We start from the raw sequence: 17403 nt of genomic DNA, 5'->3' as shown, positions 1-17403 counted from the left end.
GTGTCCTCTCGTGGAACCGAGCCGATTCCGTCACCATTGGATGGTCTTCGTCTCCGTGAATTCGTGCAGGCCCGCCGTACCCAGTTCGCGGCCGATCCCGGACTGCTTGTAGCCGCCGGTGGGGGCGAGCACGTTGAACTGCCCGGAATTCACGGTCACCAGTCCGGCCCGGATCTGCCGGGCGAACCGCTCCGCGCGGAGCCGGTCCGTGCACCACACGGCTCCCGCGAGTCCGTAGATCGAGTCGTTGGCGATCCGGACGGCCTCCTGTTCGTCCCGGTAGCGCAGGAAGCACACCACCGGGCCGAAGATCTCCTCACGGGCGATCACCATGTCGTTGGTGACGTCGGCGAAGACCGTGGGGAGGATCCAGTGGCCCGCGCCCAGGCCGGCGGGCGTACGGTCCGGCGGCGCCTTTCCGCCGATCACCAGGCGGGCCCCTTCCGCCACCCCCTGCTCGATGTGGGCCAGTACACCGGCGTACTGCCGGGGGGTGGCGACCGGGCCGAGATGGTCACCGGCGACAGCCGGGTCGCCGAGTTCCCAGCGCCCGGCCTCCTCGGCGGCGAGGGCGACCGCCCGGTCGTACACCGCGTCGGGAACCAGCACGCGGCTGCAGGCGGTGCAGGTCTGCCCCGAGTTGTAGAAGGCGTCGGAGAGCGCCATCCGTACCGCGCCCTCGAGGTCCTGGACCGTCGTGCCGTCCGGTTCGTCGACGAGGATCACCCGGGCGGACTTCCCGCCGAGCTCCAGACCGACGCGCTTGACGGTGCCCGCCGCGGAAGCGGCGACCGAACGGCCCGCCCCGGTGGACCCGGTGAACGACACCGCGTCGACGTCGGAGTGGGAGGAGAGCGCCGCTCCCACCACCGCCCCGGACCCGGTGACGAGGTTGAACACCCCGCCGGGAACACCGAGCGCGGGACAGACCTCGGCGAAGATCCCGGCGAGCAGAAAGGCGTTCAGCGGAGCGTCGCAGCTCGGCTTGAGGACGACCGTGCAACCGGCGGCCAGCGCCGCGGCGACCTTGGCCGCGATGAGGTAGAGCGGATAGTTCCACGGGGTGATGGCGGCGACGACGCCCACCGGCTCCTGGACGATCTGGGACGTTCCGATGCGCTGTTCCCACGCGTGGTCGGCGAGGAGGTCGGCGTAGGAACGGAACACCTCGGCCGCCAGACGCGTCTGCACGTGCAGGGCGTTGTCGACCGGAGCACCCATCTCGGCGCTGATCACCGCGGCGAACTCCGCCTCGCGGTCCAGAATCCCCCTGGCCACCGCTGCGAGCAGCTCCCGCCGGGTACCGGCGTCCGCCGCGGACCACGCCGGGAACGCCGCACGGGCGGCGGCCACCGCCGCGGACACGTCCTCCGGCGTACCCTGCGGTACGCGGCCCACCGCCTCGCGGCCGGTCGGGTCGGCCACCACCGTGTGCGGCCCGCCGGGCCCGCAGGCGGGGGGCTGCCACGCACCGCCGATCCAGAAGTGCCGGCGCTCGGTGTCGAGGCGGCTTCTGATGTGGTGGGTGACCGGATGACCCATGGTCGTGCTCCTCAAAGGCGACTGGGGTTCGGTGGGCAACCGCGCGCGGGGACCGAAAGGACGGCATGCGCCTGGCTGGTTTCGAACGGTAGGCCGCTACTGATTCGAGAGTCAATAGAGAGAGGCCAATTACTGACTCTGGAATCAGCATCTGAGGGCGCCGCGTGGCGGGTGCCGACCGGCGGTCGAGGTGGTCGGCAGTGACGCGCCGGGCGGTTCCATCCGAACGGCGCGGGCGACCCTCAGGCCCTTCCACCGTCAGTTCTACGCCCCTGCGCCGACGTAAACCCTAGGGAATCACCCTAAAACCTGCCACGGGGTGGCGGCAGCGCACCGCGCACGCGTACATCAATCGCGATCATTGACTCGTCGCCGTCACGGCCCTTGACTTCAGCGGCGAGCCAGAGGCTCAGCCCCTCCGAGCTGAAGAGGTGTGCCCAGCCGGTAGCGGGTGTTCCTGTCCGAAGCCCGGCCCGAGCCGCCAGGATCCTTGACGGGTATTCCGAGGCGGGGACTCACTCACGATCTCCCGGAGATCGCGTATGTCCGTCGACCACGCCAATCCCATTCTGCGCAGATGCCTTTCGCTGGTCACCCTCGTGGCCATGGCATGCACGCTGCCCCTGTTCGCCGACTCGGGAGGACCCCGGCCGGCCGGGAGAGTACATGCTCGACATACGCACCCCGGCCAATCGTGCGGCGATCCTCGAGAAGGTCAAGGTGTGGATCACTGCAGAGCATCCGACGCCGTTCCGTCCCGGGAGCGAGGACCGTTCGGTGAAGTGAGCGATCGTCAAATGCCGACCGGCACAGCCGGCGTTGAGCACCACCACGGTTGCCCGCACCCCCGATGCGAGCATCCGGCGTGCACACTTCCGAGCGGGCTTCAACGGGCTCGATCGGGGTCGTCACGGGCTGTGACGCGACAGCGCGGCGCCACGAACGGTCGCGTCGGCACAGCGCGGACCCTCGCCATCCGGGGCGGTGACAGGCGACGTTCCTACAGGCCACGGCTCTGTGATGCGGCCGGGTCGCTCGCCGGCCACGGCGGCGGACCGGTGCGAATCGCCGTCTTCCGATGGCCGGCAGGCCGTGCGCGTCACCGGGGTGGCGGACCTGGGAGCCGGCCGGGTGTCGCGCTCAGTAGCGAAGAGGAGAGGGGAGGACGCCACTTCGGCACACACTGCCTTGGCGGAGCGGAAGGCGACTCCTACGATGTGCGGGATCGCTCCCACCCCCCGCGGTGGGAGATCGCCACAGCCTGTGCGGACTCCCCCCACTGCGTCCCCGGGCCGGTGTCGATGGAGTGGCGGCCGTTCCCCGAAGCGGTTCCCCCGGTTGCTCGGGCCCCGGCCGCCCTCCCGGACCCTCTCAGCAGGCCGCGATTCACTCCCGTCACTTCCGAACGACTGGAAGAGAAATGAGCCTCACCATGCGAGCCGCCGTCCTCGGTTGACCCGGCCGGCCGGGCGGGTCACCCGAACAGCGCTCCCTCCCCATCCCGACCCCACCCCGGATCAGCCCCCCATTCGTGCCGTCGAGCGCCTGCTCACGGCGCCCGGGGCGCGGGACAGGAGCCGGTCGTCGTCAATGGACGACCGCGTGCACCTGAGCCGCCGCACCGGACCCCGTCCACCCCTCACCCATCGTCAAGTCCCCAATGGAGATCATTGATGCGTTCCCACCGTCGTTCCAGAACCACTGCGATCGTCGCCGGCCTCGCGGTGGCAACCGCCCTCGGAGCCACCGCCGTCAGTCTCGGCTCCATTCGGGCCCAGGCCACCCCGACCGTCGCGCTTCCCCCGGTGCACGCACCCTTCGACTACCAGATCGGCGGGGCGTACACCCCGCCCGCCGGTGTGAAGGTCGTCAGCCGCGACGTGAAGGACTCCCCGGCGAAGGGGCTCTACAACATCTGTTACGTCAACGCCTTCCAGACCCAGGAGAAGGGTGACGCCGACGGCCCGCAGGACTGGGCGCCCGACCTCCTGCTGTCCAATTCCAAGGGTCCGGTCATCGACCCGGACTGGAACGAGGCCATCCTCGACATCACCACCGGCGCCAAGCGTCAGCGGATCGCCGCCAAAATCAACGGATTCATCGACCAGTGCGCCTCGAAGGGCTTCAACGCCGTCGAGCTCGACAACTACGACACCTTCACCCGCGACGTGGTCGGCGGCAAGATCACGGCCAGCCACGCCCAGTCGTACATCCGACTGCTGTCGCAGCACGGCCATTCCAAGGGGCTGGCCGTCGCCCAGAAGAACACCGTCGAACTGGCGGCCAACCACGCCGCCAACGGACTCGACTTCGCCATCGCCGAAGAGTGCGGTGACCCGAAGTGGAAGGAGTGCGGCAAGTACATCTCCGCCTTCGGGAACAACGCCATCTTCATCGAGTACACGAGCGCCGGCCTGAAGAACGCCTGCGTCTACGGTGCCCAGGCGAGCGTGGTCCGACGGGACGTTGAAGTCGTTCCCGCGCATAGCAGCGGGTACGTGCGCAAGACCTGCTGACCGGGGACTTCCGGCCGGTCGGGAGACGGATGGGCCGTGCGGGCGCGTGAACCGGAGACGGTCACGCGCCCGCACGGCCCGACCACCCGGCGCGCGACCGGTGGACCGCGCGGCCCGGCCTTGACCAGGCCCTGGCCGCCGTATCGGAGGGGCCCCGGCGGTCCTGGTGGACAGCGGACGCCGAATTCGTCGCCCGCGCGGTCCAGTTGGAGGAACTCCGGACCAGTAAGGTCACCGCGCTGACGGCCCTGTGCGGCCCGCTACTGGCCCGGCAACTGGGGATCAGCGGAGCGGCCTCAGGCGGATCCGACGAGCACACGAGCGGCGAGTCGGCGGGAGACGAGCAGGACGGCCAGTCCGAGAACGAAGCCGTAGGCGGAGACCAGGCCGTGGCCGTTGTCCTGCCCGAACCACATCGCGAGGCCCAGGGCCGGGACAGCGAGCGCGAGCAACCGCTGATTGCGATCCGCGGCGTGCTGCAGCAGGGCGGCGGCAAGGGTCGAGCCGAGGAAGTAGGTCGCGCCTGAGCTGCCGGCGAAGTTCCTCGGGTCGGTGCCGCGTTCTTCGCCGAAGAGCCCGTCGATCCAGGACGGCAGCAGGATGCCCGCGAAGAACAGCGCGGTCGCGATCGGCCACTTCCAGTACCACTGCGCGAAGGCCGCGATGACGGCGAGGGTGGCGAGGTTCCAGGCCGTTCCGCCGATGCCGCCGTTCTGCATGAACACCGACGTCACGACGCGCCACCACCCGCTCTTGGCAGGATCGGCGTCGAGGGCATCCATTGCCCCGCTCCAAACCTGCTGCAGTATCACTGCTCCGACGGCCACCGTGGTCACCGTGACGGCCGCCCATGGCACCGGCCGGCCCTCCCACGGCCGTTCGCCGAGCAGCGCCAGCCCGCAGCGGAACATGAGCACCATCAGTGCCGCGGTGGTGAGATTGAAAATGATGACGTCCACTTGTCCCCCGATCTTGAAAAACATCTGATTCTTGCATCAGCCAGGGCCGAAAGGAACCGCGGGCCGGGGCTCACGGGCGGAGTCCTTGGAGGGCGGCACGATCGGAGATCGAAAGGCTCGAGACCGGGCTGTTTCCGGTGTGTGGCGAAGCCGTCGGTGGCGCCTGGTCGCACCCCCGGTAACCCTGAGAGCTCCTCAGGCCTGGCGAGTCGGCAGGACGACGATCTGGCGGAGGTTGACCGTGCGGGGGCGGCTGGCGACGTAGGCGACGAGGTCGGCGATCTGTTCGGCGGTGAGCGGGCCGATGAGGTCGAAGAGCTCGCCGAGCTGGCCGTCCGAGCCGAGCCCGGGGTTGTCGATGTGGTTTCCGAGTTCGGTGTCGGTGAGGCCGGGCTCGATGTTCGTGACACGGACGTCACGGGGGCCGAACTCGGTTCTCAGCGAGGCCGACAGCTGAGTGAGGGCGGCCTTGGTCGCACCGTAGACCGCGTAGCCGGGGAAGGCCACATGGGCCCCGATCGAGGAGATATTGATCAGGTCAGCGGTGTGCCCGTCCGCCGCTGCCGAGATCAGGTCGGCGGTGAAGGCCTCGATGACGTTCAGGACACCGGTCACATTGGTGTCGATCATTCGGGCCCACTCGTCGGCCCTGCCGTGCTCGATCGGGTTGGGCAGCATCACCCCGGCCGCGTTGACCACCAGATCGACCCGTCCCAGCTCCGCTCTGGCCCGTCGGGCCACGCCGGTGACGGCGTCCCGATCGGTGACGTCGACGGGCAACGCGAGCGCGCGGCCGCCTGCGGCATCGATCCGGTCCGCGAGTTCCTTGAGGCGTTCCTCGCGGCGGGCCAGGAGAGCCACGCTCGCGCCGTGCTCGGCGAGGAGCAGCGCCGCGGCGGCGCCCATGCCGCTCGCCGCGCCGGTGATGACGGCCGTCCTGCCGGACAGGGTGGTACAGCTCATGGTGAAGTCCCCTTTTCAGTCGGTCCGATTCTTCGGTCAGCGGCGTTACCCGGTCCAAGACCTGTGGGCTACCGGTCGATGCCTCAGGAGTCTCTCGTCGACGGGACATTTGTACTGGCGAGAGCAGGACCGGTCGGCTCTGCCGCAGGCCTCCGTTCTGACTTGATACTTGCCGCATGTCGATCTTCGAGCGCTTTCCGACGCTGACCACAGCGGTGTTCCTGAGTACTCTCGGGGTCGATCTCGTGCAGTCCTCGGGGCACGGAGTCCTCGAGGATCTCCAGCGGACCCCGGCCGGCCTGCACGGCGGCTGGTGGCGTACGGGCACCGCGCTCTTTGCCGTGGCCGCGGTCGGGTTGACCGCCGCCGAGAACATCCACGGTCCGGCGCTTCTCCTCGGTGGTATTTTCGCCGTGCTCCTGTCGGTCAAGGTGCACCAGCCGGGTGACGTCTGATGTGGGTCGCACTGCTGGGCCCGGTCAGGGTCCTGCGCGCCGACGGAACGCCGGTCAACGTCGGAGGTCCGCTGGTCCGAACGTTGCTGACCCTCCTCGCCGTGGAACCGGGAAGGACGGTCCCCGCCGACCAATTGGTCGACGCACTCTGGGGTGAACGGACTCCGGCGAACGCGGCCAACGCGCTGCAGACGCTGGTGAAACGGCTGCGCGCCGCCCTCGGCCCGGAGCTTCCGATCGTGGCGGGCTCTTTCGGGTACGCCCTGGCGATCGAGCCGGAGGACGTCGACGTCCAGCGCTTCACCCGGCTCGCCGCCCAGGGCCGAGTGGCCCTGCGGCGTGGCGACGCCAACTCTGCGGCGGCCCTGCTCGACGAGGCGCTCGAACTCTGGCGCGGCCCCGCCCCCTCGGAGCTCCGGTTCCTCGAGGACCAGCGGCTCGACTCCGTGGAGGCCAGGGCGGACGCCTACCTGGCTCTCGGCCGGGCCGCTGAGCTCGTCCGGGAACTCGCGGCAGCCGCCGCCGCGCAGCCACTGCGCGAGTCCCTCGCGGCCCGGCTGATCCGGGCCCAGGCGGCGGCAGGGCTGCGATCCGAGGCGACAGAGACCTTCGAACGGACCCGCGACCTGCTCGCCGGGGAGCTGGGAGTCGATCCGTCGCCCGCTCTGGCCGAGGCCCTTCGCAGCACGATGCTCCCCGTCGGTCCGCCGACCAATCTGCGGAGCAGGCTGACCAGCTTCGTCGGGATGGACGCCGAGGTCGTCCGGACCGGTGCGCTGCTCGACGTCACCCGGTTGGTCACCTTGGTGGGCCCTGGCGGAGTTGGAAAGACCCGGCTGGCCTGCGAGGCGGCGATCCGGCTGGCCGACCGCTGGCCCAGCGGGAGTTGGCTGGTCGAGCTCGCCCCGGTGACTGACGGCGCGTCGGTGGGCAGCGCGATACTGTCGGCCCTCGGTGTCCGCGACATCCTCGAAGGCGACCCGTCCGACCAGCTCGTGGCGGTACTGACGGGCAAGCGGTTGCTGCTCATCGTCGACAACTGCGAGCATCTGCTGCAGGCGGTGGCCCCGCTGATCGACGGGATCCTCGCCCGCTGTCCTGAGTTGACGGTGCTCTGCACGAGCAGGGAACCCCTCGGGGTGGACGGCGAGATGCTCTGTCCGGTGCCGCCGCTGGCGCTTCCGCCGGCCGACGCCACCGTGGCCGAGGCGGCCGGGTTCCCGGCCGTACGGCTGCTCACCGACCGGGCCGTGGCCGTCCGGCCCGGCTTCGTCCTCGACAAGGACAACTGCGCGGACGTCTGCGCGATCTGCCGTCGGCTGGACGGTCTGCCGCTCGCCATCGAACTCGCCGCCGCCCGGCTGCGGGCGCTGAGCCCGGCTCGGATCGCGGCCCGGCTCGATGACCGGTTCCGGTTGCTGACCGGCGGCAGCCGGGCGGTGCTGCCCCGGCACCAGACTCTCCGCGCCGTCGTCGCCTGGCGCTGGGAGTCACTCACCGGCCCTGAGCGCGAGCTCGCCCGCAGGCTCTCGGTCTTCTCCGGAACCGCGACCATGGACAGCGCCGAGCGGGTCTGCGGCGGCGACGTGCTCGAATCGCTCACCTCGCTGGTGGACAAGTCCCTGGTGGAGACCGACGGTGAGCGCTACTGGATGCTGGAGACGATCAGGGCGTACGCCGCCGAGGAACTGGAGGCGGCGGGGGAGAGCACCGCGGTGGCGAGGACTCACGCCGACTACTTCCTGGACCTGGTGGAGCGAGCCGAACCCATGCTGCGCACCTCGGAACAGGCCGACTGGATCGCCCGGCTGACCGTCGAGAACGACAACTGCGTGGCGGCCCTCGACTGGGCGATCTCGGCCGGTGACGTCGAACGGGCCCTGAGGCTCTGCGGAGCGCTCGTCTGGTACTGGCTGCTCCGAGGGTGCCGTGCCGAGGCGGACCTGTGGCTCCACCGGGTCCTGGACCTGGTGGACGAAGATCCTCCGCCTGCCCCGGCCGGGGTCTGCCCGAGCCGTTCGGCCCTGGCCCGGTTCCGCCAGGCCCAGGCCGAACTCGCCCGCGGCCAGGGCGACCTGAATGGCTGACATGCGCTACCAGCGGTTTGCCAGGCGTCTCCACGACCCTCTCCACCGGGGTGGGACCCGCGGGACGGTCCTTCTCCATTGATCGAGGGGATGAAGTATGCAGGTGGATCTGAGGGTGCTCCGGTACGTGATCGCGGTGGCGGACGAGGGAGGGTTTCAGCGGGCGGCCGCACGGCTGCATCTCGCGCAGCCGTCGTTGAGTCGGCAGATCCGGGATCTGGAACGTGCCATAGGGGTACGGTTGTTCGACCGACGGCCGACAAGGCCGACGGTGCCGGGAGAGGTCTTCGTGGAGTCGGCCCGGCTGCTGCTGGCCGAGGCCGACGGGCTGGTGGAACGCACGTTGAGGGCAGCCGGCACCCGGCATGCCCGGCTCGGCTACGTCGGGGTCGCGGGCTATGACACCGTGCCGAGGCTGCTGGCGGCCGTCCACGACAGCCATCCAGGCATCCAGGTGGACGCACGCGAGGCCTGGACGCCCGATCTGGAGTTGGCGCTGCGAGATCGCAGACTGGACCTGGCTCTGTCGTACGGCATGGTCCAGCGTGACGGCCTGCTCAGGGCCGTCCTGCGTCGTGAGCCGCTGGTGGCGATCGTGGACGTCGGGCATCGGCTGGCCGCTGTTCCCGCCATCTCGCTCGACGACCTGCACGGCGAGACGTTCTGTTTCTTCGCGCGGCATCTCGCTCCGGGCTACTACGACCAGGTGGTGGAGGCGCTCGGCGCCGCCGAGGCGGACTTCCCGCTCTGGGAGCATCCACTGCCAGGATTGCGGCGGACCCCGCTCCGAGGCCGTGAGGGGTTCACCCTCGTTCCGAGATCGGTGGCTCCGCATCTGCCGGGGCATCTCGTCTCGGTGCCGCTCCACGAGGATCTGCCACCGATCGACCTTGACATCTTCTGGCGTCCCGACGACCTGTGTCCGGCCGGGCTGGCCCTGCTCCAGACGGTCCTGGCGACCGCGAGCGCCCAGTCCTGGCTGATCCCGACAGAGCCTTCGGGCATCAGTCGATAGCTGATGCGTATTGGACCCGGCGATCGGCCGAAATCCACACTGGATCCTGTTCCCCTCAAGCCTGGCAAAGGACGAGCCCATGCCCCCACCCGTATCGATACGTGACCTCGAAGGGAAAGTCGCTCTCGTGGTCGGCGGCTCGCGCAACCAGGGAGCGGCGTTCGCCGAGAACCTCGCCTCCCGCGGCGCCACCACCGTGATCAGCTATCTCGGCAACGAGCAGGCTGCTCTCGACACCGTCACCGTCCTGGAAAAGCACGGCGTGACGGCCGAGGCGGTCCGTTCCGACGCCACATCCTCGGCCGACGTCGACAAACTGTTCTTCGACGTTGCGGCCCGCCATGGCCGGATCGACATCGTCGTCCACACGCCGGGCGCGGTCATCAAGAAGCCGCTCGCCGACTTCACCGACGAGGACTTCGACCATCTGATCAATCTGAACACCCGGAGCGCGTTCAACACGCTGCGGGCCGCAGCCAACGCTCTCTCCGACGGCGGGCGCTACGTGGTGCTCTCCACCACGCTGACATCGATCATGACCGGCCCGTACGGGCTGTACTCGGGTTCGAAGGCCGCCGTCGAGCGCATGGTGCTCGCCGCAGCCAAGGAACTCGGGGTGCGCGGCATCACGGTCAACGCGGTCGCTCCCGGCCCGATCGACGACTCGTTCTACCGGGGCGCGGAGACGCCCGAGTCGATCGAGGCCGCCACCCATCACAGCCCCCGCAACCGCCTCGGCCTGCCCGAGGACGTCGCGCCCGTCGTCGGCTGGCTGGTCGGCGCCGAGGCCGGCTGGGTCTCCGGCCAGACCGTGCGCGCCAACGGCGCGATGTTCTGACCACCTGCTTCCAGGAGCGCACGTTCATGTCCGGATCAGGGGTCACCGCCCAGGTCACCACCCGACCCAAGCCCGGATGTGAGGCCGACTACGAGCAGGTCGTCACGACGATGCTCGCTGCGGCCGCAGGCTTCCCCGGCCATCAGAAGCCCGGTCGTGGTCCTGGCCGTCCTCGTCGGCTCGGTGATCCCGGCGGACCGGTTCCTGCTCCGGGGGAATCCGGCCGTCACCAGCCTCCGCACCCTCGCGATGACCTGCACCGTAATGCCCGCCCCCACCCGGCTCCTCGGCTCCTGGCTGAGGAACCCATGAAGGAGGACCGTTCCATGCGCGCCCTGATCGTTGATCCGGCCGGTCACTCGAAGATCCGGTTCGGCGAGGCACCGGCCCCGGCGCAGGGCCCCGGACAGGTCCTGATCGAGGTCCTGAACTCCTCGCTGAACGCTGCCGAACTGCGGTTCGCCGGGCTGTCGGAACCGGGGGCGGTTCCCGGGTTCGATGCTGCGGGCATCGTGGTCGCGGCGGCCGCCGACGGCAGCGGACCCGCGGTCGGCAGCCGGGTTGTCTCCTTCGCTGAAGGCGGCGGCTGGGCTGAGCTCCGCGCGGTCGACAGTGCCGATGTGGCGGTGGTGCCGGAGTCGGTGGACCTGGCGGTCGCGGCGACCCTACCGGTGGCGGCAGGTACGGCGCTGCGCGCGGTCTGGCAGGCCGGCCCGATCGCCGGACGGCGGGTCCTGGTGACCGGGGCGTCCGGGGGAGTCGGCTCGTTCGCAGTGCAACTCGCCGCGATCGGCGGCGCGCATGTGATCGCCTCGGTCGGCTCCCGCACCTCCGGCACGGGCCTGCCAGAGCTGGGCGCGGCCGAAGTCGTTCTCGGCCTGGACGCGGTGGCGGAGCCGGTCGACGTGATCATCGACATGGTGGGCGGGCCTCAACTGGTCGAGGCGTACGCGCTGCTGGCCTCGGGAGGGAACGCGCAGAGCGTCGGCTGGGCCTCCGGGCAGGCCGCGCTCTTCCCTGCCGGGTCGACGCTGGGCCGTAAGGATCCGACCTCGATCACCTCGGTCTTCAACGGCGGCGGAATCACCGACCGGCAGCAGCAGCTCAAGGTCCTGCTGAAGCTGGTCGCGGAAGGGCGGCTCCGGGCAGCCATCGGCTGGCACGGCTTGTGGGAGCGGTTTGCCGAGGCCGCAGACGCGCTGACCGGCCGTACGTTGCGGGGCAAGGCCGTCTTCGACGTGCCGGCCCGATGAGCGACGACAATCAGGCCGCGTTCATGTCGGCCCTGGTGACCGAGCATTTCGTCCTGCAGTCGGCGGCTTCCACCACGGTCAGCGAGTCCACCGGCCGGGCTTCGCTCTATCTGGCGGCGCTCTCCAGTTCGCTGGTAGCGACCGGTTTCGCCGCCCAGTCTCCGCACATGTTCGTGCCGTTCGTGGCGACGGTGATCCCGGCACTGCTGATCCTCGGCTTCTTCACTTCGGTACGGCTGGTCGACACGGGTGTACAGAACCTCCGGTACCTCGCGGGGATCGCCCGGATCCGCGAGTACTACCGTGAACTGGATCCCCGGGCGCCGTACTTCTTCACCGAGTGGGGCGGCGGGACCCGCCACGACGAGCGCGCCGAGGCGCTCGCCTCGCTCGGCACCCGGCGGAGCCGGCTGCTGGGACTGTCCACCACCGCGAGCATGGTCGCCTCCATCAACAGCATCGTCGCCGGGGCGGGCGCGGTCCTTGTCGCGGTGTCGATCTCGGGGCGGGAGCACACCGCGTTCATGGTGCCGCTGGGCGTCCCCGCGGCCGTGGTCTGCATGACCCTCTTCTGCCGGTACCAGGACTCCCGCTATCTGGCCCTGGACTTCGAGAACAACGGAAAGGCTGAGAAATGATCCTGGTGACGGGGGCTTCCGGCAATGTCGGCGGGGAGCTGGTCGGCGTGCTCGCCGCGGCGGGACGGCCGGTGCGTGCGCTGATCCGCGACACGGAGGCGTTCGAGGCCCGGCCGGGCGTGGAGGTCGTGACCGGGGACCTGAACCGCGCCGAGACCCTGACCGGTGCGCTCGACGGAGTGGAGAGCGTCTTCCTCCTCGGCGGGTTCGCCGACATGCGCGGCGTTCTGGCCCGGATCCGCTCGGCCGGGGCCGGACACGTCGTCCTGCTGTCGTCCCGGTCGGTGGCAGGCGGCGACCCGGCGAACGCTGTCGTCGCGATGCACCAGGACTCCGAGGCGGCAGTCCGCGGGTCCGGAGTCGGCTGGACGATCCTCCGTTCCAGCGGCTTCATGTCGAACACCTTCGAGTGGGTCCCGCAACTCCGCGACGGCGACGAGGTCCATGCGCCCTTCGCCGAGGTCGGGATCGCCGTCATCGACCCGTACGACATCGCCTCGGTCGCGGCGGCGGTGCTGACCGACCCGGAGTACCACGGCAGGCACCTCCAGATCAGCGGCCCCGAGGCCCTGCGCCCGGCCGACCGCCTGGCGACCCTCGCCAGGGTCCTCGGCCGCCCGTTGACGTTCCGTGCCCAGCCCGACGCCGAGGCACGGGCCGAGATGAGCCGTACGGTCCCGGAACGGTACGTCGACGCCTTCTTCCGGTTCTTCTCCGACGGAGACTTCGACGACGCCCCGGTCCTGCCGACGGTCGAGGTCGTCACCGGCCGCCCCGCGCGCACCTTCGAGGACTGGGCGACCGCCCACGCCGGAGCGTTCTCCTGAGTGCGCGGCTGCTGGTCCCGGCGACGTTCGTCACCTCGCTCGGGAACAACATCCAGCTGATCGCCTCCACGCTGCTGCTCGTCCGGGCGAACGGGACGATGCTCGCGGTCGGCTGGCTGTTCATCGCGGTCGCGCTTCCCCAGGCGGTGCTCTCCCCGTGGTTCGGCCGGCTCGCCGACCGGTTCGACCGGCGCAGGCTCTGGCTCGGCTGCGACCTGACCAGCGCTGTGGCCGCCCTCGCACTTCCGCTGGGCGGCCACAGCAGCCACATCGTGTACGGCTCGAACTTCGCACTCGCCGTGGTCAGCGCGCTGTTCATGCCGACGAGCGCGGCTCTGATCAAGGAACGAGTGCCATCCGGTGAACTCCGCCGGTTCAACGCCCGGTATGAGATCGCGCTCCAGGCCGGCTCGCTCCTCTCGGCCTCGGTCGGGGGATGGGCCGTGCAAGGCCTCGGACCCGACCTGTTGTTCACTTTCAACGCGGCTACCTTCGCGGTCTCCGGGCTCTTCGTCCACCAAGTCGGCAGGCGGCCCGCAAAGCCGCTGTCCACCGCGTCCGGCGAGCCGGTGGGCGGCGATGGCTCGCGCATGCCGGTCGGGCCGCTCATCCTGCTGTACGCCCAGGGCAACATCGTCGTGACTGTCTTCAACGCGCTGCTGCCGATCCTCGTGCTCAAGGAACTGGCCGACGGGCCGGGTCTGCTGGGGATCGTCGATGCCGTCGGCGGTACCGGGTTCCTGCTCGCCGCCGTCGCCTACGGCCGGATCAATCGTTTTCCCGACCTGCGCATCGCGCTGGTCGGCTACCTGGTCAATGACACGATGCTGGCGCTGCAGCCCCACTTCGGCCCGGCTGTGCTCACCGTGACGGTCTTCCTCGGTGCCTGGAGCTTTGGCCAGGCCCGGATAGCCAGCCGGGCCCTGTTGCTGGAGGCGGCCCCGTACGACCAGGTGGGCCGGGCCTTCGGCCGGGCGAACGCGATCGGACTCACCTCGACCATCCTGGTCATGCTCGCCGTCGCGACGCTCACCGACCACAGCGATACCCGCTTCGGCTTCGCCGCCCTCGCAGCGATCACCGGCCTGACCGCGCTGTACGCCGCCCTGACCACCTGGCGAACACGCCGCAACCCACAGCTCCAGGATGGACTGATCCGCCTACGGGACTAGGCCGTGTTTTAGATCTGGGGTCCGCATCTCGCCTCGCTCCGTGATGATCTCGGTGTGGGGCGAGGGGATCTTTCTGATGATCAGTGGGCGGCGCTTGGGCCGTTGTTGCCGGTCGCCGTGTTGGGTAGGCCGTCGGTGTGTCGGAGGCGGTTGATTGACGGAATCCGCTGGCGGGTGCGGACCGGCGCCCCGTGGCGGGATCTGCCGGCGGGATACGGTCCGTGGCAGACGGTCTACGGACTCTTCCGCCGTTGGCAACGTGACGGGACATGGGCCATGGTGCTGACCGGGCTGCAGGCTCGGGCGGACGCTTCCGGGCTGATCACATGGGAGGTCAGCGTCGACTCCACGATCTGTCGGGCCCATCAACACGCGGCCGGTGCCCGGCGCGATGGGCAGGCTCAGAAGGAGCCGCCGGGCGGCAGCCAGGCCGAACTGGACGACCACGGCCTGGGCCGTTCGCGCGGAGGGTGGACCACGAAGATTCACCTGGCCTGCGAACAAGGGCAGAGACCGTTATCGCTGCTGGTGACAGCCGGACAGCGCGGAGACAGTCCGCAGTTCAGGGCCGTGTTGGAAGCCATTCGTGTTCCTCGCCTCGGACTGGGCCGGCCCCGGGTCCGTCCGCTGCGAGTGCGGGGAGACAAGGCCTATTCGTCACGCGCGAACCGTGCGTATCTGCGTCGGCGCGGGATCCGCTGCACGATCCCGGAACCAGCCGACCAGACCGGTCACCGCAAGCGCCGCGGGACGGCCGGCGGTCGGCCTCCGGCCTTCGATCGCGAGGATTACAAAGCCCGGCACGCAGTCGAGTGCGGCATCAACCGGCTCAAACGAAATCGGGCGGTGGCCACTCGGTTCGACAAGCTAGCGGTCCGCTTCGAAGCAACTGTCCTCATCGCCGCGATCAACGAATGGCTGTGACCCGTCAGAGGTGTCAGTCCTGCATGTCATTCTGGCCGCGGTCAGGTCAGCGGATTGAGGGGAGACAGTGGCGATGGGGGCTGCGTATTACCGCGCCGACAGTGAGAGCGGCGACCACATCGACGACCCGTCCGAGGACGCCCTGTTCATGCTGATCGACGACCTCAACGGCTCGAACAACACCTTCATCGTCATCCAACCCGACGAAGACGACCCCGCCTGGTTCACCTCCGTCGCGGTCCTCGACGAAGGTGGCTATGAAGTCGTCCGCCGCGACATCACCCGCCGCGAACATGACGTCATCACGGAGACCAGCATCGACCGAATCGCCTACGACCTCACCATCTGGATCGCCGCCCGACGCTTTCCCACAAGCCCCACCCATCACGCCGACAACTTCTAAAACACGGCCTAGGCCGTGTCTGACAAATCCCGCCAGGCGCCCCGGGCTGGGGGCATCTCCCAGCGGTAGCTGGGGGAGGGATTTGTCAGACACGGCCTAGTAGTCACGCCAGGGCAGCGAGCGGACTGCACCCAGTTCAAGCCGGTGCGAGGGGCGGCGGAACACCCTGACGCCGACGCCGTGCGGGCGTACGTGCACCGCACCAGCGATGGCCTGCGCTGGCCCCGCCGATGGTGTCTTCCGGCTCGTCAGGGCTTGCGGCCGATGAACGCGAGCAAGCGAGTGCGGACATCGGCTCCCTCTGGCACCTCTACCCGCGGCCCGTACTGCCCGCTCGCTCGGAGCACGTCGTCGAGCGGCAGCATCCCGTCGAGCAACTGGGCGCATTTGGCGGGATCGAGGTGTTCGTCCTGGCCGGTGGCCCGGGCCAGGTCCCAGGTGTGCATGAAGACATCAGAGGTGTAGAACTGGTCGACCGCCTGGGCCAGTGGGATCTCTCCGATGTGCGGGTTCGACAGCAGCTTGTGTGCGGTGGCCGGATCGTCGAGGAGGGCCTGCACTCCATCGCGGTGCATCGCCCAGGCGGCCACCGGGTCGTCGTCCACCGAGGGCCCTTTCGGCAGTTCGACTCCGGCGCCGGCTTTCAGGAAGGCGGGGAACCACTCGACGAGGTGACGGACGACGTCCCTCGCAGCCCACCCCTCGCACGGCGCCGGGTTGTCCCATGCCTCGGGATCCGTGCCGCGTACGCGGTCGGTGAATACGCGTGCCACGGTGCGGTGCTCATCGGCTGCTGTTCTCGTCATGATCAAGATCCCGTCTCGGTGTCTCGGTCGACGCCGTTGCTCGGTTGGCCGCCGAGCAGCTCGTCAAGTCGCTCGTGGCCTTCGCGGACGCCGTGATCCATGCCGCTCTTGAGCATCGAATCGCGGGCTTCGATGGAGTCCATGAGCGATTTGCCGGTGACCAGGGTGCGGCCACCGAGGTCCTCGAAGACGGCCGTCTCCAGGCTGACGCCGTCCGGGAAGCCCTCGTAGGTGAAGGTCTGCACGATGCGTTCGTTGGGGCGCACCTCGTGGAACACACCGTGGAAGCCGTACTCGGTTCCGTCGTCGGCGCGATGCACATAGCGATAGGAGCCACCGCTGCGCGCGTCGTACTGGTCGATCCGCATCGTGAGCCGGCGAGGGCCGAGCCACTGGACGACCAGATCGGGGTCGGTGTACGCCCGGAACACACGATCCGGCGGCGCGTCGAACTCTCGGATGATCAGGATGGTGGGCAGATCCGGGTCGGCCACGATCCGCGTCTCGTTGCCGTGGTGCGTGTCGGTGGTGCTCATGATGCCGCCTCTTTCGTCGGGGTGCCCGTCGCCGGCTGCTCGCCCATCTGTTCGAGAAGGGCGTCGAGTCGGCGGAAACGGTCCTCCGCCTCGCGCCGATAGCGCTCGATCCACTTCGTCATCAGGTCGAAGACCTTTGTCTCGAGGTGGCAGGGGCGCCGCTGGGCGTCTCTGCTGCGACTGACCAGACCTGCGTCCTCCAGAACCTTGATGTGCTTGGACACGGCCTGCACCGTGACGTCGTACGGCTCGGCCAGCTCGTTGACCGTGGCGTCCCCGGCGGCGAGCCGGGCCACGATGTCGCGCCGCGTGGGGTCGGCCAGTGCGGAGAACACCAGCGACAGCCGGTCGTCGGTCACCTAGCACCCCTTGTACTCAACCAATTGGTTAAATAACCATAGAGCCGGAGTCCGGGCTCGTCAACCAATCGGTTGAATAGCGGCGTGCCGTCCGAGCGCGGCGAGGGCGG

18 protein-coding genes are annotated in these 17403 nt (G+C 69.4%); 12 read left to right on the top strand and 6 right to left on the bottom strand.

Annotated features, from left to right (window positions below):
- Positions 1–30 precede the first annotated feature (30 nt).
- On the bottom strand, positions 31–1542 hold the full coding sequence (locus LNW73_RS03620) for an aldehyde dehydrogenase family protein (RefSeq protein WP_250988864.1): 1512 nt from the start codon (positions 1540–1542) through the stop codon (positions 31–33).
- Positions 1543–3215: 1673 nt separating this feature from the next.
- Between LNW73_RS03620 and LNW73_RS03615 the strand changes: the two genes are divergently transcribed.
- Positions 3216–4058: an endo alpha-1,4 polygalactosaminidase gene (locus LNW73_RS03615; RefSeq protein WP_250988863.1), complete on the top strand. Its 843-nt coding sequence runs from the start codon at positions 3216–3218 to the stop codon at positions 4056–4058.
- Positions 4059–4354: 296 nt separating this feature from the next.
- Here the strand turns inward: LNW73_RS03615 and LNW73_RS03610 are convergent, their stop codons facing one another.
- The gene (locus LNW73_RS03610) at positions 4355–5017 is read right to left on the bottom strand and encodes a hypothetical protein (RefSeq protein WP_250988862.1); all 663 of its coding nucleotides are present in this window, start codon (positions 5015–5017) and stop codon (positions 4355–4357) included.
- A gap of 195 nt (positions 5018–5212) precedes the next feature.
- Positions 5213–5980 (bottom strand): SDR family oxidoreductase, encoded by a 768-nt coding sequence (locus LNW73_RS03605; protein WP_250988861.1) that lies wholly within the window; start codon positions 5978–5980, stop codon positions 5213–5215.
- A 176-nt stretch (positions 5981–6156) separates the two neighbouring features.
- On the opposite strand from LNW73_RS03605, the gene LNW73_RS03600 reads away from it, so the two are divergent.
- The 11 genes from LNW73_RS03600 (at position 6157) to LNW73_RS03550 (ending at position 15592) form a co-directional block, all read left to right on the top strand.
- Positions 6157–6435: a hypothetical protein gene (locus LNW73_RS03600; protein ID WP_250988860.1), complete on the top strand. Its 279-nt coding sequence runs from the start codon at positions 6157–6159 to the stop codon at positions 6433–6435.
- Positions 6435–8522: a BTAD domain-containing putative transcriptional regulator gene (locus tag LNW73_RS03595; protein ID WP_250988859.1), complete on the top strand. Its 2088-nt coding sequence runs from the start codon at positions 6435–6437 to the stop codon at positions 8520–8522. The genes LNW73_RS03600 and LNW73_RS03595 overlap by 1 nt, the downstream gene beginning before the upstream one ends.
- A 97-nt stretch (positions 8523–8619) precedes the next feature.
- On the top strand, positions 8620–9537 hold the full coding sequence (locus tag LNW73_RS03590) for a LysR substrate-binding domain-containing protein (protein WP_250988858.1): 918 nt from the start codon (positions 8620–8622) through the stop codon (positions 9535–9537).
- 79 nt (positions 9538–9616) lie between these two features.
- Positions 9617–10375 carry an SDR family oxidoreductase gene (locus LNW73_RS03585; RefSeq protein ID WP_250988857.1) on the top strand — a complete coding sequence of 253 codons (759 nt, stop codon included), beginning with the start codon at positions 9617–9619 and terminating at the stop codon, positions 10373–10375.
- Positions 10376–10531: 156 nt separating this feature from the next.
- Entirely contained in the window at positions 10532–10687 is a 156-nt protein-coding gene (locus LNW73_RS03580; RefSeq protein ID WP_250988856.1) for a hypothetical protein, read from the top strand.
- 14 nt (positions 10688–10701) lie between these two features.
- Entirely contained in the window at positions 10702–11628 is a 927-nt protein-coding gene (locus tag LNW73_RS35850) for a zinc-binding dehydrogenase (protein ID WP_285390531.1), read from the top strand.
- A complete protein-coding gene (locus tag LNW73_RS03570) occupies positions 11625–12266 on the top strand; it encodes a hypothetical protein (protein WP_250988855.1) in 642 nt (213 codons plus the stop codon). Before LNW73_RS35850 ends, LNW73_RS03570 begins: the two co-directional genes overlap by 4 nt.
- Positions 12263–13093 carry an NmrA family NAD(P)-binding protein gene (locus LNW73_RS03565; protein WP_250988854.1) on the top strand — a complete coding sequence of 277 codons (831 nt, stop codon included), beginning with the start codon at positions 12263–12265 and terminating at the stop codon, positions 13091–13093. Before LNW73_RS03570 ends, LNW73_RS03565 begins: the two co-directional genes overlap by 4 nt.
- Positions 13060–14265, top strand: a complete 1206-nt coding sequence (locus tag LNW73_RS03560; protein ID WP_250992781.1) for an MFS transporter — start codon at positions 13060–13062, stop codon at positions 14263–14265. Before LNW73_RS03565 ends, LNW73_RS03560 begins: the two co-directional genes overlap by 34 nt.
- A gap of 54 nt (positions 14266–14319) precedes the next feature.
- Positions 14320–15189: an IS5 family transposase gene (locus tag LNW73_RS03555; protein ID WP_250988853.1), complete on the top strand. Its 870-nt coding sequence runs from the start codon at positions 14320–14322 to the stop codon at positions 15187–15189.
- Positions 15190–15262: 73 nt separating this feature from the next.
- A complete protein-coding gene (locus tag LNW73_RS03550) occupies positions 15263–15592 on the top strand; it encodes a hypothetical protein (RefSeq protein ID WP_250988852.1) in 330 nt (109 codons plus the stop codon).
- A 248-nt stretch (positions 15593–15840) separates the two neighbouring features.
- Here the strand turns inward: LNW73_RS03550 and LNW73_RS03545 are convergent, their stop codons facing one another.
- The 3 genes from LNW73_RS03545 to LNW73_RS03535 are packed head-to-tail and all read right to left on the bottom strand — an operon-like array spanning position 15841 to position 17293.
- The gene (locus tag LNW73_RS03545; protein ID WP_250988851.1) at positions 15841–16398 is read right to left on the bottom strand and encodes a TIGR03086 family metal-binding protein; all 558 of its coding nucleotides are present in this window, start codon (positions 16396–16398) and stop codon (positions 15841–15843) included.
- Between the two features lie 2 nt (positions 16399–16400).
- The gene (locus LNW73_RS03540) at positions 16401–16934 is read right to left on the bottom strand and encodes an SRPBCC family protein (RefSeq protein ID WP_250988850.1); all 534 of its coding nucleotides are present in this window, start codon (positions 16932–16934) and stop codon (positions 16401–16403) included.
- Positions 16931–17293, bottom strand: coding sequence for an ArsR/SmtB family transcription factor (locus LNW73_RS03535; protein WP_250988849.1), 363 nt, complete (start codon positions 17291–17293; stop codon positions 16931–16933). Before LNW73_RS03535 ends, LNW73_RS03540 begins: the two co-directional genes overlap by 4 nt.
- Positions 17294–17403 lie beyond the last annotated feature (110 nt).

Source organism: Streptomyces sp. RKAG337 (assembly GCF_023701715.1).
In the GTDB taxonomy this organism is placed as follows: Bacteria; Actinomycetota; Actinomycetes; order Streptomycetales; family Streptomycetaceae; genus Actinacidiphila.
The sequence above is the reverse complement of the archived record's forward strand: the minus strand, read 5'-3'. Positions and strand labels throughout refer to the sequence as shown.